We start from the raw sequence: 16,974 nt of genomic DNA on the forward strand, positions 1-16,974 counted from the left end.
GAAAGAATTTCTTCTACTTTTTGGCTATTGAAGCTGCTTTGTGTGTGTTTTCGGAAGATACGTGGGATTGCCCCTCGTATCTTTATTGTTTTCAGGACTGATTGTTGTGCACGGCCAAAACAAGCGACAAACATTTTTTATACCCCGGCGCAAAACGCCATTCGTCACGGCGAGGTCGGGCGAACAGTCGGCCCCTGCAGAAGCGGCACAGGCTTAGCTCCCGCACGGCTCTGAGCGAAGCGAACATGGAAAGTTTGGGAGGGTCCAGGGAACCCTTTCCAAAGGGTTCCCTGGCCGTCGGAGACGCCTCGCCGGCGAGGCGACCGCCAGTAGGCTCTGCGGAGCAGTCCCCGGCAGGGCCGCCGGAGGCATTCCTACTCCAGCAGATCGAGCAACGACCCTTGGGAAGGGCCGTCCTCGCCCTTGGCTGCGGCGAGTTTGTCCCACGCGCCTTCAAGCCTGAGCAGATATTCCTTGAGCGCCAGCCCGCCCTGGGCGCTGAAGCCGACGAGCGCGCCGTCTTTGCCCACAACCCGGTGGCAGGGATAGAGGAGCGGGAACGGGTTGGCGGCCATGGCCTTGCCGATGGCCTGGGCACCGTGCGGGCTGCCCAGTGCGGTTGCCAGTTGGCCGTAGGTGCGCACCTCGCCTTGGGGAATGTCTCTGAGCGCTTGTACGGCCCGCCGCTGGAAGTCGGTCAGTTGCGAGAAATCGAGGGGCAGGTCCGGCCAGGGGAGAGCTTCGCCGTTGACGTAGCGGGCGAGTGCGTTTGCCAGGGCTTCGGCGTGAGGGGAGAGCGAGGCTGTCGGCGTGGCGTCTTCGGTCTGGCCGAGATGAATTTCCGTGATGACGCCTCCTGCCCAGCAGATGGTAAGGGCGAGGGGGGCGGCGATGACGGTCTCGGTGTTTTTGTAAGATGCATTGTCGGGTGAAATCATTCGATAACACCTCGATATTCCGGGTCAAACCAAGGTGGGATAGCGTCTCCGGCGCCGTTGTGCTTGCCCTGCCAGACGTCGTGTTTTTCGAAGTGGCTGCGGACGGCGTTGTGCAGGCCACGCATGTTGGCGGCCCAGTCCGGGGCGAGGAGTTCGCCTTTGCCGGGGTTGCCGTTGAGCCGGTGCACGACCGTGGTGGGCTTCAGGCGCATGAGCGCGGCTGAGAGCATGGTCAGGTATTCGTCCTGGGAGAGTGGAACGTACTGCCCGGCTTCGTAGAGTTTGGCCACGCCGGTGCCCCTGCAGACGTAGAGGTTGTGAAATTTGATGCCGCTCACCGGGAGCGTGTTGATGAAGTCGATGGAGTCGAGGAGTTCGGCCTCGCCTTCTCGTCCGTTCGGGGTGGGCAGCCCCGCGATGACATGCCCGACCACGGTGAGGCCGTGGGCTGCCGCCTCTTTGACGGCTTCGGCAAATTCGGCGGCGGTATGGCCTCGGTTGATGTACGCGAGGGTGGTGTCGCTGGCCGATTGCAGGCCCAGTTCCAGGGTCACGTCCGAGAGTCCGAGTTCGTCGCGCTGGCGGGCCAGGAGTTCGAGCTTGGCCTTGTCCAGGCAGTCCGGCCGGGTGCCGAGGCTGAGGCTCTCCAGCCCGGGCAGTCCCTTGAGGCGCGTCAGGGTCTCGGCCAGTTTTTCGATGGGGCCATGGGTATTGGAATAGGATTGCAGGTAGGCGGTGAAAAGGGAAAGGTGATGTCTTTCCACGTGGATGGAGCGCCAGAACTCCCACTGCTCGGCCAGGGACTGCCCCTGCGCGCCGAAGCCGGAGCCCGAGCCCTTGGGGTTGCAGAAAAGGCAACCGGCCCGCGAGAGGGTTCCGTCACGGTTGGGACAGGAGAACCCGGCGTCCAGGGGAATCTTCTGGACCCGCTGTCCATAACGCCGCCGAGTGTGCGCGGACAGGGAATAGTAACGCTTCATGCCATATTTAGAAAAAGTTGAGAAAATGCTGTGAAACCGCCCCCAGCGTATTGCCTGAGCGGTTTACATTTGGTACTCATCATCAACTCAAATTGTACGCTAGCGCACTTCCGTGCCGTTGGGAAGTGCGACAAACGCATAGGGATGTGAACGAATTTCGATAGGAACGGGGGTTTAATGGGTAACCTGCTCAACAGAATTATCGGCTCTTTCTCAAACGATCTGGCCATCGACCTCGGAACGGCCAACACCCTTGTCTATGTGAAAGGCAAGGGCGTTATGCTGTCCGAGCCGTCCGTGGTGGCGGTGAAGAAGGATTCGCGCGGCGGAAAGGCCGTGCTCGCCGTCGGTGCCGAAGCCAAGAAGATGCTCGGCCGCACCCCCGGCAACATCGTGGCCATCCGGCCCATGAAGGACGGCGTTATCGCCGACTTCGAGGTCACCGAGGCCATGCTCCGGCACTTCATCTCAAAGGTCCACAACTCGCGCCGTCTGGTCCGCCCGAGGATCATGATCTGCGTGCCCACGGGCATCACCCAGGTGGAGAAGCGGGCCGTTCGCGAGTCCGCCCAGTCCGCCGGTGCTCGCGAGGTCTATCTCATCGAGGAGCCCATGGCCGCGGCCATCGGTGCCAACCTGCCCATTACAGAACCGACCTCGAACATGATCGTGGACATCGGCGGCGGCACCACCGAGATCGCCGTCATCTCTCTTTCCGGCATCGTCTACGCCCGCTCCGTCCGTATCGGCGGCGACAAGATGGACGAGGCGATCATGCAGCACGTCAAACGCAAGTACAACATGCTCATTGGTGAATCCACGGCCGAGCAGATCAAGATTCACATCGGCTCCGCCTATCCCCTGGGGGATCAGGAGCCGGTCATCGAGGTCAAGGGCCGCGATCTGGTCACGGGTATCCCGCAGAACCGGCCCATCACCGCCGAGGAGGTCCGCGAGGCCATCAGCGAGCAGGTTGAGGGCATTGTCCAGGGCGTGCGCATTGCATTGGAGCAGACCCCGCCTGAACTGGCGGCGGACATCGTCGACCGGGGCATCGTGCTCACCGGCGGCGGAGCGCTGCTCAAGGGATTGGATCAGCTTCTCCAGCATGAGACGCAACTCCCCATTACCGTGGTGGAGGACCCGCTTACCGCGGTCGTGCTCGGCTCGGGCAAGGCGCTGGACAACATCGATCTCTACAAGGATATCACCACCGACTAGTTTGGCATTGCCCATGACCAACAAACGGTTGTCCCCAGGCGCACGATTGCAGGTCAAACGCAATCGTGCGCCTTTTGACGCCGCAGGAACGCAATAGTGACCAGGCCCAAGAAAATCGCAGCCGTCTTCGTCGCAGGACTCTTCGTGTACCTGTCCATGTATACATGGAACCTGCGCACGGGGCATCTTGATGCCCTGTCCAGCTATACGGGGCTGGACATATCGGGATTTCTCCTGCGGCCCGGCCTGTGGGTCAAGGAGAGCGTGACCGGGTTCTGGGAGCGATACGTCTACCTGGTGGACCTCAAACGCAAGAACGATGAACTCGTCGCTTCGGTGGCCGGGCTCAAACGTGAGAATCTGCTCCTGCGGGATAAGGCCGAAGCCTCGGAACGCCTGGAGCGGATGCTGGGATTCCGTCCTCCCGAAGGGTGGGACTTCAGCGGCGCTCGGATCATCGCCCATCGCATGGGGCCCGCAGGGGTGCTCGACACCATGACCGTGGATCAGGGCAGCCTGGACGGGGCGGAGCGGGATATGCCCGCCGTCACCCTTGACGGCGTGGCCGGACGCGTTCTGGAGACGGGAGCCAAGACTTCCATTTTACTGCTGCTGACCGACCCCAACTCCCACATCGCGGTCCTGGGCGAGAGCAACCGGTCCCCGGGCATGCTCACCGGACAGGGTTACGGCCAGCCGCTCAAGCTGCGTTTCGTCAATCTCAACGCCAGCATCGACCCCGGCGAGATTCTGGTTTCCTCCGGGCTTTCCGGCATCTACCCCAAAGGGCTGCCCGTGGCACGGGTGACCAAGGTCCAGCGTTCGGATATCTCGCTGTTTCTTTCGGTCGAGGCCGAGCCGTTGGTGGATGTCTCCAAACAGGAGGAGGTCCTCCTGCTTGAGCGCAGAACCGATGACGGCGAACCCGAGCTGGTCAACGAAAATGGCAACGGCGGCGGAGAGAGCGGGGAAGGAGATGCCGGTGCCGAGTAGATTCTCCGCCATCCTCTGGTGGGCCGTGTACACAGTGCTCGGAGTCTGGGCCCAGCGGTTCGTGCCCGGCGTGGATTTTCTCGCTCCGGGCATCGTGCTTTCCATGCAGCGTAACGGTCCCTCCGGCACCTTCTGGCTGGCTCTTTCCTGGGTTCTGCTCCAGGAGGGCATGGGCAACCTGCCCTTCGGCTACGGCGTGGCCTGGTACGGCATGCTCGTGATTTTCTACATCATGGGGCGGTGGCTCTTCGAGGCCCGCTCCTTCCTGTTCATGTGCCTGCTCGGTCTCGGCCTGGGGCTGCTCCATCCTGTCCTGGCCTACAGCCTGGCGCGGTTGGCCAACCTGGCCGTGGATCTACGTGTTGCGGCTCTGGAGGGTGCGGTTCAGGCCGCGATCTTCCCCATGGTATGGGTCCTGGCGGAAACCGCTTTCCCCCGGAGGGTGCGGCAGCATGTCGGATCTCTATAACCAGGCCGCCCAGCAACCTCCTCGCACCGGACTTTTCCTGCTCCAGGCTCTGATCCTGGGCGTGTTCTGCCTCTTCTCGGTCCGGCTCTGGTATCTCCAGATCCATCAGGGCGAAGATTTCGCCCGCCGCGCCATTGAAAACCAGCTTCGCCAGGAGTCGGTGTTTTCTCCCAGAGGACTCATTCGTGACCGTAACGGCGAGTTGCTGGCAGTAAACGAGCCCGCCTACGCCCTGGGACTCATCCGTGAGGACTGTCCGGACATCGACAAGACCCTGCACCAGGTGGCCGCCTGGACAGGCGCGGACTTCGAATCGCTCAAGGCCGTGTACGCGAAAAAGAGAAAGCGGGTGAAACCCTTCGAGCCTCTTACCCTGGTGCCGGACCTGTCTTTCGGCCAGGTCGCCCTCATCGATGCCAACAAGCTGCGCTGGCCCGGGCTGGAGGTCCAGGTCAGGCCTCGCCGCCGCTACCTTTACGGTAAACTCCTGGCCCACGTGCTCGGGTACGTGGCCGAGGCCAACGAGGAAGAGCTGGGCAAGGAGCCCGAGCTGGCCCTGGGCGACAATGTGGGCAAGCAGGGTATCGAGTACATGCTCGAGGACCGCATGCGCGGGGTCAAAGGGCTGGTCCAGTACGAAGTGGACGTCAACGGCAGACGGCTGCAGGAGCGCGTTCTCAAACACCCCCGCGCCGGACACGAAATTTCCCTGTCCATCGATCTCGGCCTCCAGAAGGTGGCCATGGACTGGCTGGCTGAAGAGGCAGGCGGCGTGGCGGTCATCGACGCCGATACCGGCCAGCTCTGGGCGCTGGCCACTTCCCCGTCCTACGACTCCAACGATTTTACGGTCGGGCTTTCGTCCAAGCAGTGGGCCGCGCTGCGCGACGATCCGCTCCACCCCATGCAGAACCGCGTCATTCAGTCCGTGTACCCGCCAGGATCGGTCTTCAAGCATGTGGTCGCCGGGGCAGGACTCCACTACGGGGCCATCGACCCTTATGAAACCGTGGTCTGCAACGGCGCGGTACGGCTCGGCAAGCATATCTTCCGCTGTTGGCGCAAGGGCGGCCACGGCAAGGTCGACATGGAAAAGGCCCTGGTCCAGTCCTGTGACGTCTATTTCTACAAGCTCGGCAAGAAACTCTCCGTGGACCGCATGTCCGAGTTCGCCCAGGCCTGCGGTTTCGGCGAGAAAACCGGTATCCTGCTGCCGCATGAGAAGGGGGGGAACATCCCCACCCGCGAGTGGAAGCGGAAGCGGTTCGGCGAGGCCTGGCAGGGGGGCGACAACCTGAATATGGCCATCGGCCAGGGCTACACCCTGGTCACCCCGCTTCAGGTGGCCCGCTTCTTCGCCGGCGTCCTTAACGGCGGCAAGCTGCTCAAGCCGCTGCTGCTCAAGGACGAGAAGACCGAGGTGCAGGGAAAGATCCCGCTGACTGGCAGCCAGCTTGCACGGCTCAGGAATGCCCTGATCGAGACAGTGAACGACGACCACGGCACCTGCCGCCGCATCCGCACCAAGGGCGTGGCCGTTGGCGGCAAGACCGGCACGGCCCAGGTGGTGCGGCTGACCGATGAACTCAAGGCCCTCAAGGACGACGAGATTCCCTACCGCTTCAGGGATCACGGATGGATGGCTGCCATCGCGGAAAAGGACGGCAGACGTTTCGCCATCGCCGTTCTCGTGGAGCACGGCTTGCACGGCGGGTCCGGCGCGGGTCCGGTAGTCAAGGCGGTCATCGACTACCTGTTCCAGAACGAGGTCCACAAGAACCCCGAGGCCCGCAAGGCAAAGGCGCGCGCCGCCAAGCTGATAAAGCTTCCCGCCAAACCCAAGCCGAAATCAAAGCCCAAATCCAAATCCGCGGGAGGCGCGCATGCCAATTGACCGGCGGTTGCTTTTCTACATCAACTGGCCCCTGCTCGGAGCGGCGATCATCCTCTTTCTGCTCGGGGTGCTCAATCTTTACTCCGCCTCCGGCTATCGGCTTGAGGAGGGCATGAGCGTGGCCCCCTTCTTTCAGAAACAGCTTATCTGGGGGCTGATGGGCATGGCGGGGATGCTCGTTTTCATGTTCTTCGACTACCGGCATCTGAAAACACTGGCCTGGCCTCTGTTCTGGGTTACGGTCCTGCTGCTCGTGGCTGTGTTTTTCATGGGCAAGACCATCTACGGCGCGCGTCGCTGGCTCGATCTCGGCTTCATGAACTTCCAGCCATCCGAGCTGGCCAAGATCGCGGTGCTCATCGTGGGCGCGCGCATCCTGTCGCGTGAGCGCGAACCCCTGGACTTCCTGCGGCTGGGCTATGTGCTGGGGGTAGGCATGATCCTGGCGGGGCTGATCATCAAGCAGCCCGACCTGGGCAGCGGTCTGTCCGTGATCATGATCCTGGGCGGCATGATTCTCTTCCGGGGAGTGACGCCGCGCGTGTTCAAGACCGCCCTGGTGGCCATTCCGGCCCTGCTGCCCCTGTCCTGGTTCTTCCTGCACGACTACCAGAAGCAACGCATTATGACCTTTCTGGACCCCACAACGGACCCGCTGGGCGCGGGCTACCACATTATCCAGTCTGAAATCGCCATCGGCTCGGGCGGATTCTGGGGCAAGGGCTTCATGGAAGGGACGCAGTCGCAGTTGCGGTTCCTCCCCGAGCGGCATACCGACTTCGCCGTGGCCGTCTTCGGCGAGGAGTGGGGCTTTGTCGGGACTATGTTACTTTTGTCACTATTCTGCTTCTTTCTCTACCAGATGGTCATCATCGCGCGGGACGCCAGAGGGCTCTTCGGCTCCTATCTGGCGGCGGGTGTGTTCTTCTATTTCTTCTGGCAAATCCTCATAAACACGGGTATGGTGCTCGGGCTTATGCCGGTGGTAGGCATCCCCCTGCCGTTCATCAGTTACGGGGGAAGCGCCACCCTGGTGAATTTCTCTCTTATCGGGCTTGTCCTGAACGTTTCCATGCGCCGATTCCTGTTCAAGCAGGGATAGCCGTTTCCTGATCGTACGGAGAACGGAGCGCAAGGGACATTGTTCACAAGCTCTGTTCAGCTAACGGATTTCAGGAGCGCATCGCATGGCCAGAGACGAAATCAACGCCTTTTTGGGTGCCGGGACCAACTATCAGGGAAAACTGCACTTTCAGGGAGCTGTTCGGATTGACGGCAACTTCCAGGGCGAGGTTGCCTCAGACGGCACACTCGTGGTTGGTCAGGAAGCCGTGGTCGAAGGTCAGGTGGTCGTCGGCCAGCTCGTCCTTTCCGGCAAGATCAAGGGAGAGGTGGACGCCAAGAGCAAGGTCGTACTGCACAAGACCGCCAATCTTCAGGGCAACATCAGGACGCCCGTCCTGGTGGTTGAAGAGGGCGCGGTGCTTGAAGGGCAGCTGACCATGGGCAGTTTGGACACGCCGCTCAACGGGGCTTCGGAGACGGATTCCAACTGATATCGGACAGGGAAAAGGCACTGTTTTTCGATCGGGTCAAATCTAAAAAGCCTTTGACAGAACCCTCGAAATTGCGTAATCGGCAGTGACTTTGCGCCAAAATTCACAACCTATCTGGGGGCACACGGTATGGTAATACCTGACAAAACAATTTTTATTCAAGCAGCGAACTTCATCGTCACGGTGTTCGTGCTGAACGTGCTGCTGATCAAGCCCATCCGCGAGATCATCAAGAAACGCAAGGGTTTGATGGCTGATCAGATGGAAAAGATCGAAGGCTTCAACAAGAACGCTACCGAGAAAATGGCCGACTATGAGGCCCAACTCGCCAGCGCTCGTGCCGAGGCCAACGAGGTCCGTTCCTCCGCCAAGGAAGAAGCGACTGCCGAAGAGCAGAAGCTGATGGCTGAAGCCGGCAAGGAAGCTTCCGGTACCATCCAGGCCGCTCGCGCCGAGATCGAAAAAGAGGTCCAGGCAGCCATGGGTCAGTTGACCAAGGATATCGACAAATTCGCCGAAGCCGCCACGGGCAAGATCCTGGGCCAGGCTTAGACGAGGGTAAGGAGGGTTTCGTTTTGAAACGGACAGTGTTTTTTGCGGTCCTGCTGACCGCCCTGGCGATTTCGGCTGTAGCTTACGCCAACGCCGCCGCCGAAGGGGGCCATGCCACCCATGCGCTCTTCACGGCCGAGAACGTGAAGAACTATGGCCTGCGCATCGTCAACTTCATCCTTTTTGCGGCCCTGCTGTACAAGCTGGGCGGCGCCAAGATCAAGGAGTTCTTCGTTGGTCGCCGTGACGGCATCAAGCAGGAGCTCGATGATCTGCAGGCCCGTCAGGCCGATGCCGAGAAGAAGCTCAAGGAAGTTGAGTCCGGCATCGCCAATATGGCCCAGGAGAAGCAGGAGATCCTCGCTCAGGCCAAGGCGCAGGGCGAGGCCATCAAGGACGCCATCATCGCCAAGGCTCACAAGGACGCCGAGGCTATGAAGGATCAGGCCAAGCGCACGGCCTCCAACGAGGCTCAGGCCGCCATCAATACCATTCGCGCCGAAATGGCCGATATGGTCGTTGCCGCCGCCGAGAAGATCGTTGCCGAGAAGCTGAGCGCAGAAGATCACGACAAGCTCGTGGATGACTATTTAACCAAGGTGGTGCTCAATTGACCGGTAACGTAGTTTCCCGCCGTTACGCTAAGGCCCTGTTCGCCATTGGTGCCGCCAAGGGTGAGGCAGACCAGAAAACGTACGGTGAGCAGCTGATTGCGCTGAGCGACTCCATGACGGCGTCCCCAGAGGCGATGGGTTTCTTCCGGAACCCCTCGTTCTCCGCCGAGGAGAAGAAAGCCGTGCTTATTCAGCTCGTCGATAAGATTTCGGTAGACCCGATGGTCAAGAACTTCTGCGAACTGCTGGCCGACAAGGGCCGCGTCGAGATGGTTCCCGCCGTCGCTTCTGACTATAAGGCAATGCTTGACGTCGTGTCCGGCGTCATCTCCGGTGAACTCATTACGGTGAGCGAACTCAACGAGGAAAGAAAATCTGCAATCCAGTCGAACCTTGAGAAGCAGGCCGGCAAAAAGCTGGAGCTGTCCTTCGCCACCGACAAGGATATCCTCGGTGGTATCGTTCTCAAGATCGGTGACAAGGTTATGGATGCCAGCCTCAAGGCTCAGCTGCAGATTTTGAAAGAAAATATTAAAAGGGGTGAGTAGGGCAATGCAGATCAAAGCAGAAGAAATCAGCAAAATCATTCAGGACCAGATTCAGAATTATGAGTCTCGTGTTGAAATGAGCGAGACCGGTACCGTCCTCTACGTTGGTGACGGTATTGCTCGCGTGCACGGTGTCGAAAACGTCATGGCCATGGAGCTTCTCGAGTTCCCCGGCGGCGTCAAGGGCATGGTGCTCAACCTGGAAGAAGACAACGTCGGTGTCGCCCTCCTGGGTTCGGACACCGGTGTTAAGGAAGGCGACCCGGTCAAGCGTACCGGCCAGATTTACTCCGTGCCCGTCGGCGACGCCGTCATGGGCCGCGTGGTCAACCCCCTGGGCGAGCCCCTGGATGGTCTGGGACCGATCGAAGCTTCCGAGGTCCGCCCGGTTGAGCTGAAGGCCCCCGGCATCATCGCTCGTAAGTCCGTTCACGAGCCCTGCTACACCGGCCTCAAGGCCGTTGACGCCATGACCCCGGTTGGCCGCGGTCAGCGCGAACTGGTCATTGGTGACCGCCAGACCGGTAAGACCGCTGTCTGTGTTGACGCCATCCTCGCCCAGAAGACCACCGACGTGCACTGCTTCTACGTGGCCATTGGCCAGAAGAAGGCTTCCGTCGCCCTGGTCGCCGACGTGCTCCGCCAGCACGGCGCCATGGAATACACCACCATCGTCTCCGCGACCGCTTCCGAGCCCGCTCCGCTGCAGTTCATCGCCGCCTACACCGGCGCGACCATGGCCGAGTTCTACCGCGACAACGGCAAGCACGCCCTGATCTGCTACGATGACCTTTCCAAGCAGGCTACTGCCTACCGCGAAATGTCCCTCCTGCTTCGCCGCCCCCCGGGACGTGAAGCATTCCCCGGTGACGTCTTCTACCTGCACTCCAGGCTCCTCGAGCGTTCCTGCAAGGTCAACGACTCCCTGGGCGCCGGTTCCCTGACCGCCCTGCCGGTCATTGAAACCCAGGCTGGTGACGTCTCCGCGTTCATTCCGACCAACGTTATCTCCATTACCGATGGTCAGATCTACCTGGAGCCCAACCTGTTCCTCTCCGGTGTCCGTCCGGCCATTAACGTCGGTCTCTCCGTCTCCCGAGTCGGTGGTTCCGCCCAGATCAAGGCCATGAAGCAGGTCGCCGGTACCCTCCGTCTCGACCTCGCCCAGTACCGCGAGCTCGCCGCGTTCGCTTCCTTCGGTTCCGACCTCGACAAGGCCACCCAGGCCAAGCTGAACCGAGGCGCCCGTATGGTCGAACTGCTCAAGCAGCCCCAGTACCGGCCGCTGACCGTTCAGGAGCAGGTTGCCGTGCTGTACGCCGGTACCCGCGGCTTCCTCGATGACATCGCTGTTGAGGCCGTCATCAAGTTCGAGGCCGAGTTCCTGGAGTTCATGAACAACGCCAAGTCCGCCGTCCTCGATTCCATCGCCGAGAAGCAGAAGATCGACGACGCTGTGGAAGCTGACCTGAAGGCCGCCATCGAAGAGTTCAAGAAAGGCTTCAGCGCCTAACCAAGGGGAAACTGAATGGCTTCGTTAAGAGACGTCCAAAATCAGATTGTTGGCGTCAAGAAAACCAAGCAGATCACCAAGGCCATGAACATGGTGGCCTCGGCAAAACTGCGCAACGCACAGGAGCGTATTGAACGCTTCCGTCCGTATGCGGACAAGTTTTACGAGATGCTTGGGGACTTGGCAGCCGGCGCTGACGAATCGGTACATCCGCTGCTGGAAGTCCGGGACGAAGTGAAAACCGTGGGCATCATGGTTACCACTTCCGATCGCGGCCTCTGTGGCGCATTCAATGTAAATATCATCAATACGGCCAAGAGACTGGCCGAGGCCAAGGCAGCCGAAGGCAAGGCCGTCAAGCTGTACTGCATTGGCAAGAAGGCACGCGACGCCTTCAAGAAGATGGACTTCGAAATGGTACGCGCCGAAGGCGACGCCATGAGCAAGTTCGACTTCTCCCTGGCTGCCAGCGTGGGCAACGAGCTCATCGCCGGTTATGTCGCGGGCGAACTGGATGAAGTACACGTCGTGTTCGGCGAGTTCCAGAGCATGGCCAAACAGCCTCCCGTCGACCTCACTGTTCTGCCCATGGCGCAACAGGAGGAAGGCGAAGCCGAAGAAGGCGGGGCTGGCGACTACTTGTACGAACCGTCCGTCGAGGGCCTGCTGGCCGAGCTGCTGCCTCGGTTCATCAAGGTTCAGGTTTATCGCGGTCTGCTGGACACCGCCTGCTCCGAGCATGCGGCCCGTATGGCTGCCATGGATAACGCCACCAAGGCGTGCGACGAACTGACGGATACGCTTACCTTGCTCTACAACAAGACGAGGCAGGCCGCCATTACTGGCGATCTTATGGACATTGTCGGCGGCGTTGAAGCGCTGAAAGGATAAAAGGGGGCTATGAAAAATGGCTAATACTGGTAAAATCGTTCAGGTAATCGGCGCCGTTGTCGACGTCGAATTTGCCGAAGGGAATCTTCCCAACATTCTGTCTGCGTTGGAGATTAAAAACCCCAACAACACTGACGCTCCGCTGCTCGTCTGCGAAGTCGCGCAGCACCTGGGCAACAACGTTGTCCGCACCATCGCCATGGACGCCACCGAAGGTCTCGTTCGCGGCATGGAAGCGTCGGACACCGAGTCTCCCATTACCGTTCCCGTCGGTTCCGGTTCGCTGGGCCGCATCATGAACGTCGTCGGCGAGCCCGCTGATGAAATGGGCCCGGTTCCCTGCGAAAAGCGTCTCCCCATTCACCGTGAAGCCCCCGACTTCACCGACCTTTCCACCAAGGTGGAACTGCTCGAAACCGGCATCAAGGTCGTTGACCTGCTCATCCCGTTCCCCAAGGGCGGCAAGATGGGCCTCTTCGGCGGCGCCGGTGTCGGCAAGACCGTTATTCTCATGGAAATGATCAACAACATCGCCAAGCAGCACGGTGGTATCTCCGTGTTCGCCGGTGTTGGTGAGCGTACCCGTGAGGGCAACGACCTCTATCACGAAATGAAGGACGCCGGCGTTCTGGAGAAAGCCGCGTTGGTTTACGGCCAGATGAACGAGCCTCCGGGAGCCCGCGCTCGTGTTGCTCTGACCGCCCTGACCTGCGCAGAGTACTTCCGTGACGAAGAAGGCCAGGATGTGTTGCTCTTCGTTGACAACATCTTCCGCTTCACCCAGGCCGGCGCCGAGGTCTCCGCACTTCTCGGCCGCATGCCTTCCGCGGTTGGTTACCAGCCGACTCTGGGCACCGACCTTGGTGGCCTGCAGGAGCGCATCACCTCCACCAACAAGGGTTCGATCACCTCGGTTCAGGCCGTTTACGTCCCTGCTGATGACTTGACCGACCCCGCACCGGCCACCACCTTTGCTCACCTCGACGGTACGCTCGTTCTGTCCCGTCAGATCGCTGAGCTTGGCATCTACCCTGCGGTTGACCCGCTGGACTCCACCTCCCGTATTCTCTCCCCCGACGTTCTCGGTGAAGAGCACTACGCCACTGCCCGTGAAGTTCAGTCCGTGCTCCAGAAGTACAAGGATCTGCAGGATATCATCGCCATTCTCGGTATGGACGAACTGTCCGACGATGACAAACTGACCGTTGCCCGCGCTCGCCGCGTCCAGCGCTTCCTGTCTCAGCCGTTCCACGTCGCTGAGGTCTTCACCGGTGTTGCCGGCGTGTACGTCAAGACCGAAGACACGGTTAAGGCCTTCCGTGACATCCTGGACGGCAAGTACGACGACCTGCCCGAGCAGGCCTTCTACATGTGCGGACCCATCGAGGAAGCCATCGAAAAAGCCAAGCAGTAAGCGAGGTAACCAATGGCCAATACGTTGAAACTTGAGATCGTCACTCCCGACCGCAAGGTTTTGTCGGAAGAGGTGGAGTACGTGGGAGCACCCGGCATCATGGGTGAATTCGGTGTCCTGCCGAACCACGTTCCCTTCCTGTCCGCCTTGGGAATCGGCAATCTCCATTACAAACAAGACGGCAAGGCGTACTATGTCTTCGTCGCCGGTGGATTCGCCGAAGTAAGCCACAACCAGGTCACCATTCTGGCCGAGGTTGCTGAAAAGGCCACCGAGATCGACGTCGAACGCGCCCAGAAAGCCAAGGCTCGCGCTGAAGAGCGTTCCGCCAAGGCCAAGGAAAAGATGGATGCCGCCCGCAATCAGGCTGCACTGAAGCGCGCTATAACGCGCATCAGCGCCAAGTCCTGCGGCAAAAACGCCGGCACCTGCTAATCCGCCCCCCATAACGATACAAGGGCTGCTCCGTCAGGAGCAGCCCTTTTTTATGCGCGAATATGGACTAGCCTTATCAGGCTAGGCAACGCCTCAAGACAAACGCGATTTACCCTAACGAGCCACAGTTACAACTCTTTTGAGGTAGAATTCAGCGCCCACACTTTTTTTAGAATACACTATTGTAAGGAAACAGGACGGATGTATCAGTTCTTTGGCTCTGACCGGACTCTGTGACCAAAGAAAGAGATCATTCTCCAAATCACATCACAACCACGTATGGTGCGTGTTTCGGGATAGTAAGAAAAGACCCGCCGCAGGGTGCGACGGGTCTTTGCAAAAGCGAATTCTGTAATGGGATTACTTGCCGGTGAGGACCTTGCCGACTTTGGTCAGCGCCTTCACCAGGGTGTCATCGTCCACCGCGTAGGAGAAGCGGATACACTTGTCGTCGCCGAAGGCGGAGCCTGGGACCAGGGCCACGCCGACCTCTTCGAGAATCTTGGTGCACATGGTCGCCGAATCCGGGGCGTCGTCGGTGTAGAATTGGTTCAGCACCGGGAAGAGATAGAAGGCCCCGCCGGGCAGCGGACAGGGCGCGCCCCAGCCGGAGATGATCTCGTAGGCGATGTCGCGGCGGCGTTGAAAAGAGACCTTCATTTCGTCGACGATATGCCAGGAGCCGGTCAGCCCTATCAAAGCTGCTTTCTGGGTGATGGAGTTAATGTTCGATGTGGACTGGCCCTGGATCTTGGACATGGCCTTGATGAGGTCCTCGTGGGCCAGGGCATAACCCACGCGCCAGCCCGTCATGCAGAATGACTTGGAGAGGGCACCGACGATGGCGATGGTCTCAGGGTAGGCTTCCCAGGTCTTGGACAGGGAAACCGGCGTAGCGGGAGGGTAGACCAGCCGGTCGTAGACCTCGTCGGAGATGATGAAAATACCGTGTTTCCGAGCCCAGGCCGCGATCTCTTCCAGCTGGGCCTGAGTATAGCAACAGCCGGTAGGATTAGACGGCGAGTTGAGGATCAGCACGCGGGTTTTATCGGTGCGCGCAGCATCGAGGGCATCGATTGTGACCAGATAATCCTGTTCTGCCGTGCTTGGAACAAAGACCGAGACGCCGTCCGCCAATTGGACCATGGCCGGGTAGGAAACCCAGTAAGGGGCGGGGATGAGCACTTCGTCACCGGGGTTCACCAGGGCCATGAGCAGGTTGTAGAGCACCTGTTTGCCGCCATTACAGATGATCGTGTTGTTTCCTATGGCATCAGCGCTGTAAAATTGCTTGTAGTAGTGAGCGACTGCGTCGCGAAGTTCGGGGATACCCGGAACCGGCGTGTAGCGAGTGAACCCTTCGTCCAGGGCTGCTTTGGCCGCGTCGCAAACATGTTTCGGGGTGCCGAAGTCGGGCTGGCCGACGGCAAGTGAAATGATCTCCCTTCCCTGAGCTCGCAGTTCCTGTGCCTTGGCGTTGACTGCGAGGGTGGCTGACGGCTTGATGCGCGCCAGTCGTTCGGAAATTCGCATAGGATGCTCTCTTGCTGAGTATTTGTTATGGATAAGGACCGCTTTCAAAGGCCAATAGACGAATTTATTTCCGAGGTAAATCGGCTTTTGCCCCTATGGGGAAAAATTTTTTACATAATGTTGACCTGACTACGGCTTCATGGGTCAGACATGGCGTGACAAAGAGGAATGCCAATCAACTATAAGGAGTTGAACATGTCTGAATCATTGGGAAAAACGATTGCCGTCTCCATGGATATGCACATACCTGGATATGAGGTTGATATTTGGCCGTTGCTGTGCCCTGTCCGTGAATACGACTGGATTGAAACGTGGGATTGTCGGCTGATACAGAGTCGTTCCGGTGTAAACGAACTCGGTTGTGTGTTTGTAACCGATTTCCCCACCGAATGCGGGGCTGAGGTATGGATTACCACACGGTATGAACCGTATTCGCGGCTGGAATTTGTCCGTACCAATTCGGCGCGCATCATTCGACTGGAAATTGCGCTATTTCGAGAGGAAAACGGAACCAGGTTGACCTGGGTTCAACACGTCACATCCCTGAATGCGGTCGGGGATGAATACATAGCCCAAAAGCCGCAGGCGTTTGCAAGGCAAATGAGTGCGGTCGAAAAGATGCTCGGCCATTACCTGAGAACCGGAAAAAAGCTCAAAGGCGAGGAGGCCGGCCTCGTCACGGAGAACAAAGACCATGTACACAGTGGGAAGGCTGGCTAGGAAGCACGGGCTGTCACGTTCAACATTGCTCTATTATCACCGCCTCGGGGTGCTCTCGCCCTCAGGACACTCCAAGGGCGAGTATCGCTCTTATTCCGATGCGGACTCGGCGCGTCTTGGGAAAATTTGTGAATACCGGCGAGCCGGGATTCCGCTCAAGACGATTGCTTCCATGCTGGACGGCGATGCTGAAACCGTTGTGGCTGAGGCGCTGGAACGACGCCTTATCGAGCTGAACGAGGAGATGGCAGACTTGCGTGAACAGCAGCGGGTCGTGACTCGTCTGCTCGGGAGGCGCGATCTGGTCGGCGCGTGTGCGGGTCTGGACAAGGAGGCCTGGGTTGCGTTGCTGGAAGCCGCTGGTTTCAGCGAAGAGGACATGCAGCAGTGGCACGTTCGTTTCGAGCGAGGCGACCCTGAGCGACATGAGGCTTTTCTTCGCCGTCTGGCCATTCCGGAAGAGGAGATCTTCGCTATAAGGGCTGCGTCGGCCAAGGCAGGATAAGGGTGTCTGCTGAAACCTCCCGGGAACACCTTTTCCGGTACGTGTGTCAGCCTGTTTCGGCGTGAGAAGAGATGCTTTATGGAGTATGAAAAAAAAGAGTAACAATTCTTAGATTGTAGCAGTTGAAAGGAGGATTTGGTGCAATTGAAGGCAATTTGGACTGGCAATTCCAAAGCTCTTTCTGTAGTCTAGACAAAC

18 protein-coding genes are annotated in these 16,974 nt (G+C 59.4%); 15 read left to right on the forward strand and 3 right to left on the reverse strand.

All coding sequences use genetic code 11. The features are described from left to right. Nucleotides 1-374: 374 nt before the first annotated feature. Both GM415_RS06670 and mnmL read right to left on the reverse strand, forming a co-directional pair. Entirely contained in the window at nt 375-938 is a 564-nt protein-coding gene (locus GM415_RS06670) for a methylated-DNA--[protein]-cysteine S-methyltransferase (RefSeq protein WP_158947041.1), read from the reverse strand. Then, nucleotides 935-1,918, reverse strand: coding sequence for a tRNA modification radical SAM protein MnmL/YtqA (gene mnmL / locus GM415_RS06675; protein WP_158947042.1), 984 nt, complete (start codon nt 1,916-1,918; stop codon nt 935-937). The genes GM415_RS06670 and mnmL overlap by 4 nt, the downstream gene beginning before the upstream one ends. A 177-nt stretch (nt 1,919-2,095) precedes the next feature. Here mnmL and GM415_RS06680 point away from each other — a divergent pair, with 177 nt between their 5' ends. From GM415_RS06680 to GM415_RS06740, 13 genes are all read left to right on the forward strand, one after another. Next, nucleotides 2,096-3,139: a rod shape-determining protein gene (locus tag GM415_RS06680; protein WP_158947043.1), complete on the forward strand. Its 1,044-nt coding sequence runs from the start codon at nt 2,096-2,098 to the stop codon at nt 3,137-3,139. Nucleotides 3,140-3,235: 96 nt separating this feature from the next. Continuing rightward, nucleotides 3,236-4,132, forward strand: coding sequence for a rod shape-determining protein MreC (mreC, locus tag GM415_RS06685; RefSeq protein WP_158947044.1), 897 nt, complete (start codon nt 3,236-3,238; stop codon nt 4,130-4,132). Continuing rightward, entirely contained in the window at nt 4,116-4,601 is a 486-nt protein-coding gene (locus tag GM415_RS06690; protein WP_158947045.1) for a hypothetical protein, read from the forward strand. Before mreC ends, GM415_RS06690 begins: the two co-directional genes overlap by 17 nt. Then, nucleotides 4,585-6,495, forward strand: a complete 1,911-nt coding sequence (mrdA, locus tag GM415_RS06695; protein WP_158947046.1) for a penicillin-binding protein 2 — start codon at nt 4,585-4,587, stop codon at nt 6,493-6,495. The genes GM415_RS06690 and mrdA overlap by 17 nt, the downstream gene beginning before the upstream one ends. Next, the gene (rodA, locus tag GM415_RS06700; protein WP_158947047.1) at nt 6,485-7,597 is read left to right on the forward strand and encodes a rod shape-determining protein RodA; all 1,113 of its coding nucleotides are present in this window, start codon (nt 6,485-6,487) and stop codon (nt 7,595-7,597) included. Before mrdA ends, rodA begins: the two co-directional genes overlap by 11 nt. Nucleotides 7,598-7,682: 85 nt before the next feature. Next, nucleotides 7,683-8,051, forward strand: a complete 369-nt coding sequence (locus GM415_RS06705; RefSeq protein ID WP_158947048.1) for a bactofilin family protein — start codon at nt 7,683-7,685, stop codon at nt 8,049-8,051. A 129-nt stretch (nt 8,052-8,180) separates the two neighbouring features. Further along, complete coding sequence (locus GM415_RS06710; protein ID WP_158947049.1) at nt 8,181-8,603, forward strand: ATP synthase F0 subunit B; 423 nt, start codon at nt 8,181-8,183, stop codon at nt 8,601-8,603. 23 nt (nt 8,604-8,626) lie between these two features. After that, nucleotides 8,627-9,217, forward strand: coding sequence for a F0F1 ATP synthase subunit B (gene atpF, locus GM415_RS06715; protein ID WP_158947050.1), 591 nt, complete (start codon nt 8,627-8,629; stop codon nt 9,215-9,217). Beyond that, on the forward strand, nt 9,214-9,765 hold the full coding sequence (atpH, locus tag GM415_RS06720; RefSeq protein WP_158947051.1) for an ATP synthase F1 subunit delta: 552 nt from the start codon (nt 9,214-9,216) through the stop codon (nt 9,763-9,765). Before atpF ends, atpH begins: the two co-directional genes overlap by 4 nt. A gap of 4 nt (nt 9,766-9,769) precedes the next feature. Further along, on the forward strand, nt 9,770-11,278 hold the full coding sequence (gene atpA, locus GM415_RS06725; protein ID WP_158947052.1) for a F0F1 ATP synthase subunit alpha: 1,509 nt from the start codon (nt 9,770-9,772) through the stop codon (nt 11,276-11,278). Nucleotides 11,279-11,293: 15 nt separating this feature from the next. Further along, the gene (locus GM415_RS06730) at nt 11,294-12,169 is read left to right on the forward strand and encodes a F0F1 ATP synthase subunit gamma (protein WP_158947053.1); all 876 of its coding nucleotides are present in this window, start codon (nt 11,294-11,296) and stop codon (nt 12,167-12,169) included. A 16-nt stretch (nt 12,170-12,185) separates the two neighbouring features. Next, nucleotides 12,186-13,583 carry a F0F1 ATP synthase subunit beta gene (gene atpD, locus GM415_RS06735; RefSeq protein WP_158947054.1) on the forward strand — a complete coding sequence of 466 codons (1,398 nt, stop codon included), beginning with the start codon at nt 12,186-12,188 and terminating at the stop codon, nt 13,581-13,583. Between the two features lie 12 nt (nt 13,584-13,595). After that, nucleotides 13,596-14,018: a F0F1 ATP synthase subunit epsilon gene (locus GM415_RS06740; RefSeq protein ID WP_158947055.1), complete on the forward strand. Its 423-nt coding sequence runs from the start codon at nt 13,596-13,598 to the stop codon at nt 14,016-14,018. Between the two features lie 360 nt (nt 14,019-14,378). Here GM415_RS06740 and GM415_RS06745 read toward each other — a convergent pair whose 3' ends face one another. After that, the gene (locus GM415_RS06745; protein ID WP_158947056.1) at nt 14,379-15,551 is read right to left on the reverse strand and encodes a pyridoxal phosphate-dependent aminotransferase; all 1,173 of its coding nucleotides are present in this window, start codon (nt 15,549-15,551) and stop codon (nt 14,379-14,381) included. 195 nt (nt 15,552-15,746) lie between these two features. On the opposite strand from GM415_RS06745, the gene GM415_RS06750 reads away from it, so the two are divergent. Together GM415_RS06750 and GM415_RS06755 are read left to right on the forward strand one after the other, a co-directional pair. Further along, nucleotides 15,747-16,271, forward strand: coding sequence for a hypothetical protein (locus GM415_RS06750; protein ID WP_158947057.1), 525 nt, complete (start codon nt 15,747-15,749; stop codon nt 16,269-16,271). Then, nucleotides 16,246-16,776, forward strand: a complete 531-nt coding sequence (locus GM415_RS06755; protein ID WP_158947058.1) for a MerR family transcriptional regulator — start codon at nt 16,246-16,248, stop codon at nt 16,774-16,776. The genes GM415_RS06750 and GM415_RS06755 overlap by 26 nt, the downstream gene beginning before the upstream one ends. Nucleotides 16,777-16,974 lie beyond the last annotated feature (198 nt).

Source organism: Pseudodesulfovibrio cashew (assembly GCF_009762795.1).
Taxonomy (GTDB): domain Bacteria; phylum Desulfobacterota; class Desulfovibrionia; order Desulfovibrionales; family Desulfovibrionaceae; genus Pseudodesulfovibrio; species Pseudodesulfovibrio cashew.

What these genes read in the sequence shown, in the direction of transcription:
- GM415_RS06670 (WP_158947041.1), bottom strand. Translation starts at nt 938, where the DNA reads ATGATTTCACCCGACAATGCATCTTACAAAAACACCGAGACCGTCATC.
- mnmL (WP_158947042.1), bottom strand. Translation starts at nt 1,918, where the DNA reads ATGAAGCGTTACTATTCCCTGTCCGCGCACACTCGGCGGCGTTATGGA.
- GM415_RS06680 (WP_158947043.1), top strand. Translation starts at nt 2,096, where the DNA reads ATGGGTAACCTGCTCAACAGAATTATCGGCTCTTTCTCAAACGATCTG.
- GM415_RS06690 (WP_158947045.1), top strand. Translation starts at nt 4,116, where the DNA reads ATGCCGGTGCCGAGTAGATTCTCCGCCATCCTCTGGTGGGCCGTGTAC.
- mrdA (WP_158947046.1), top strand. Translation starts at nt 4,585, where the DNA reads ATGTCGGATCTCTATAACCAGGCCGCCCAGCAACCTCCTCGCACCGGA.
- rodA (WP_158947047.1), top strand. Translation starts at nt 6,485, where the DNA reads ATGCCAATTGACCGGCGGTTGCTTTTCTACATCAACTGGCCCCTGCTC.
- GM415_RS06705 (WP_158947048.1), top strand. Translation starts at nt 7,683, where the DNA reads ATGGCCAGAGACGAAATCAACGCCTTTTTGGGTGCCGGGACCAACTAT.
- GM415_RS06710 (WP_158947049.1), top strand. Translation starts at nt 8,181, where the DNA reads ATGGTAATACCTGACAAAACAATTTTTATTCAAGCAGCGAACTTCATC.
- atpA (WP_158947052.1), top strand. Translation starts at nt 9,770, where the DNA reads ATGCAGATCAAAGCAGAAGAAATCAGCAAAATCATTCAGGACCAGATT.
- GM415_RS06730 (WP_158947053.1), top strand. Translation starts at nt 11,294, where the DNA reads ATGGCTTCGTTAAGAGACGTCCAAAATCAGATTGTTGGCGTCAAGAAA.
- atpD (WP_158947054.1), top strand. Translation starts at nt 12,186, where the DNA reads ATGGCTAATACTGGTAAAATCGTTCAGGTAATCGGCGCCGTTGTCGAC.
- GM415_RS06740 (WP_158947055.1), top strand. Translation starts at nt 13,596, where the DNA reads ATGGCCAATACGTTGAAACTTGAGATCGTCACTCCCGACCGCAAGGTT.
- GM415_RS06745 (WP_158947056.1), bottom strand. Translation starts at nt 15,551, where the DNA reads ATGCGAATTTCCGAACGACTGGCGCGCATCAAGCCGTCAGCCACCCTC.
- GM415_RS06750 (WP_158947057.1), top strand. Translation starts at nt 15,747, where the DNA reads ATGTCTGAATCATTGGGAAAAACGATTGCCGTCTCCATGGATATGCAC.
- GM415_RS06755 (WP_158947058.1), top strand. Translation starts at nt 16,246, where the DNA reads ATGTACACAGTGGGAAGGCTGGCTAGGAAGCACGGGCTGTCACGTTCA.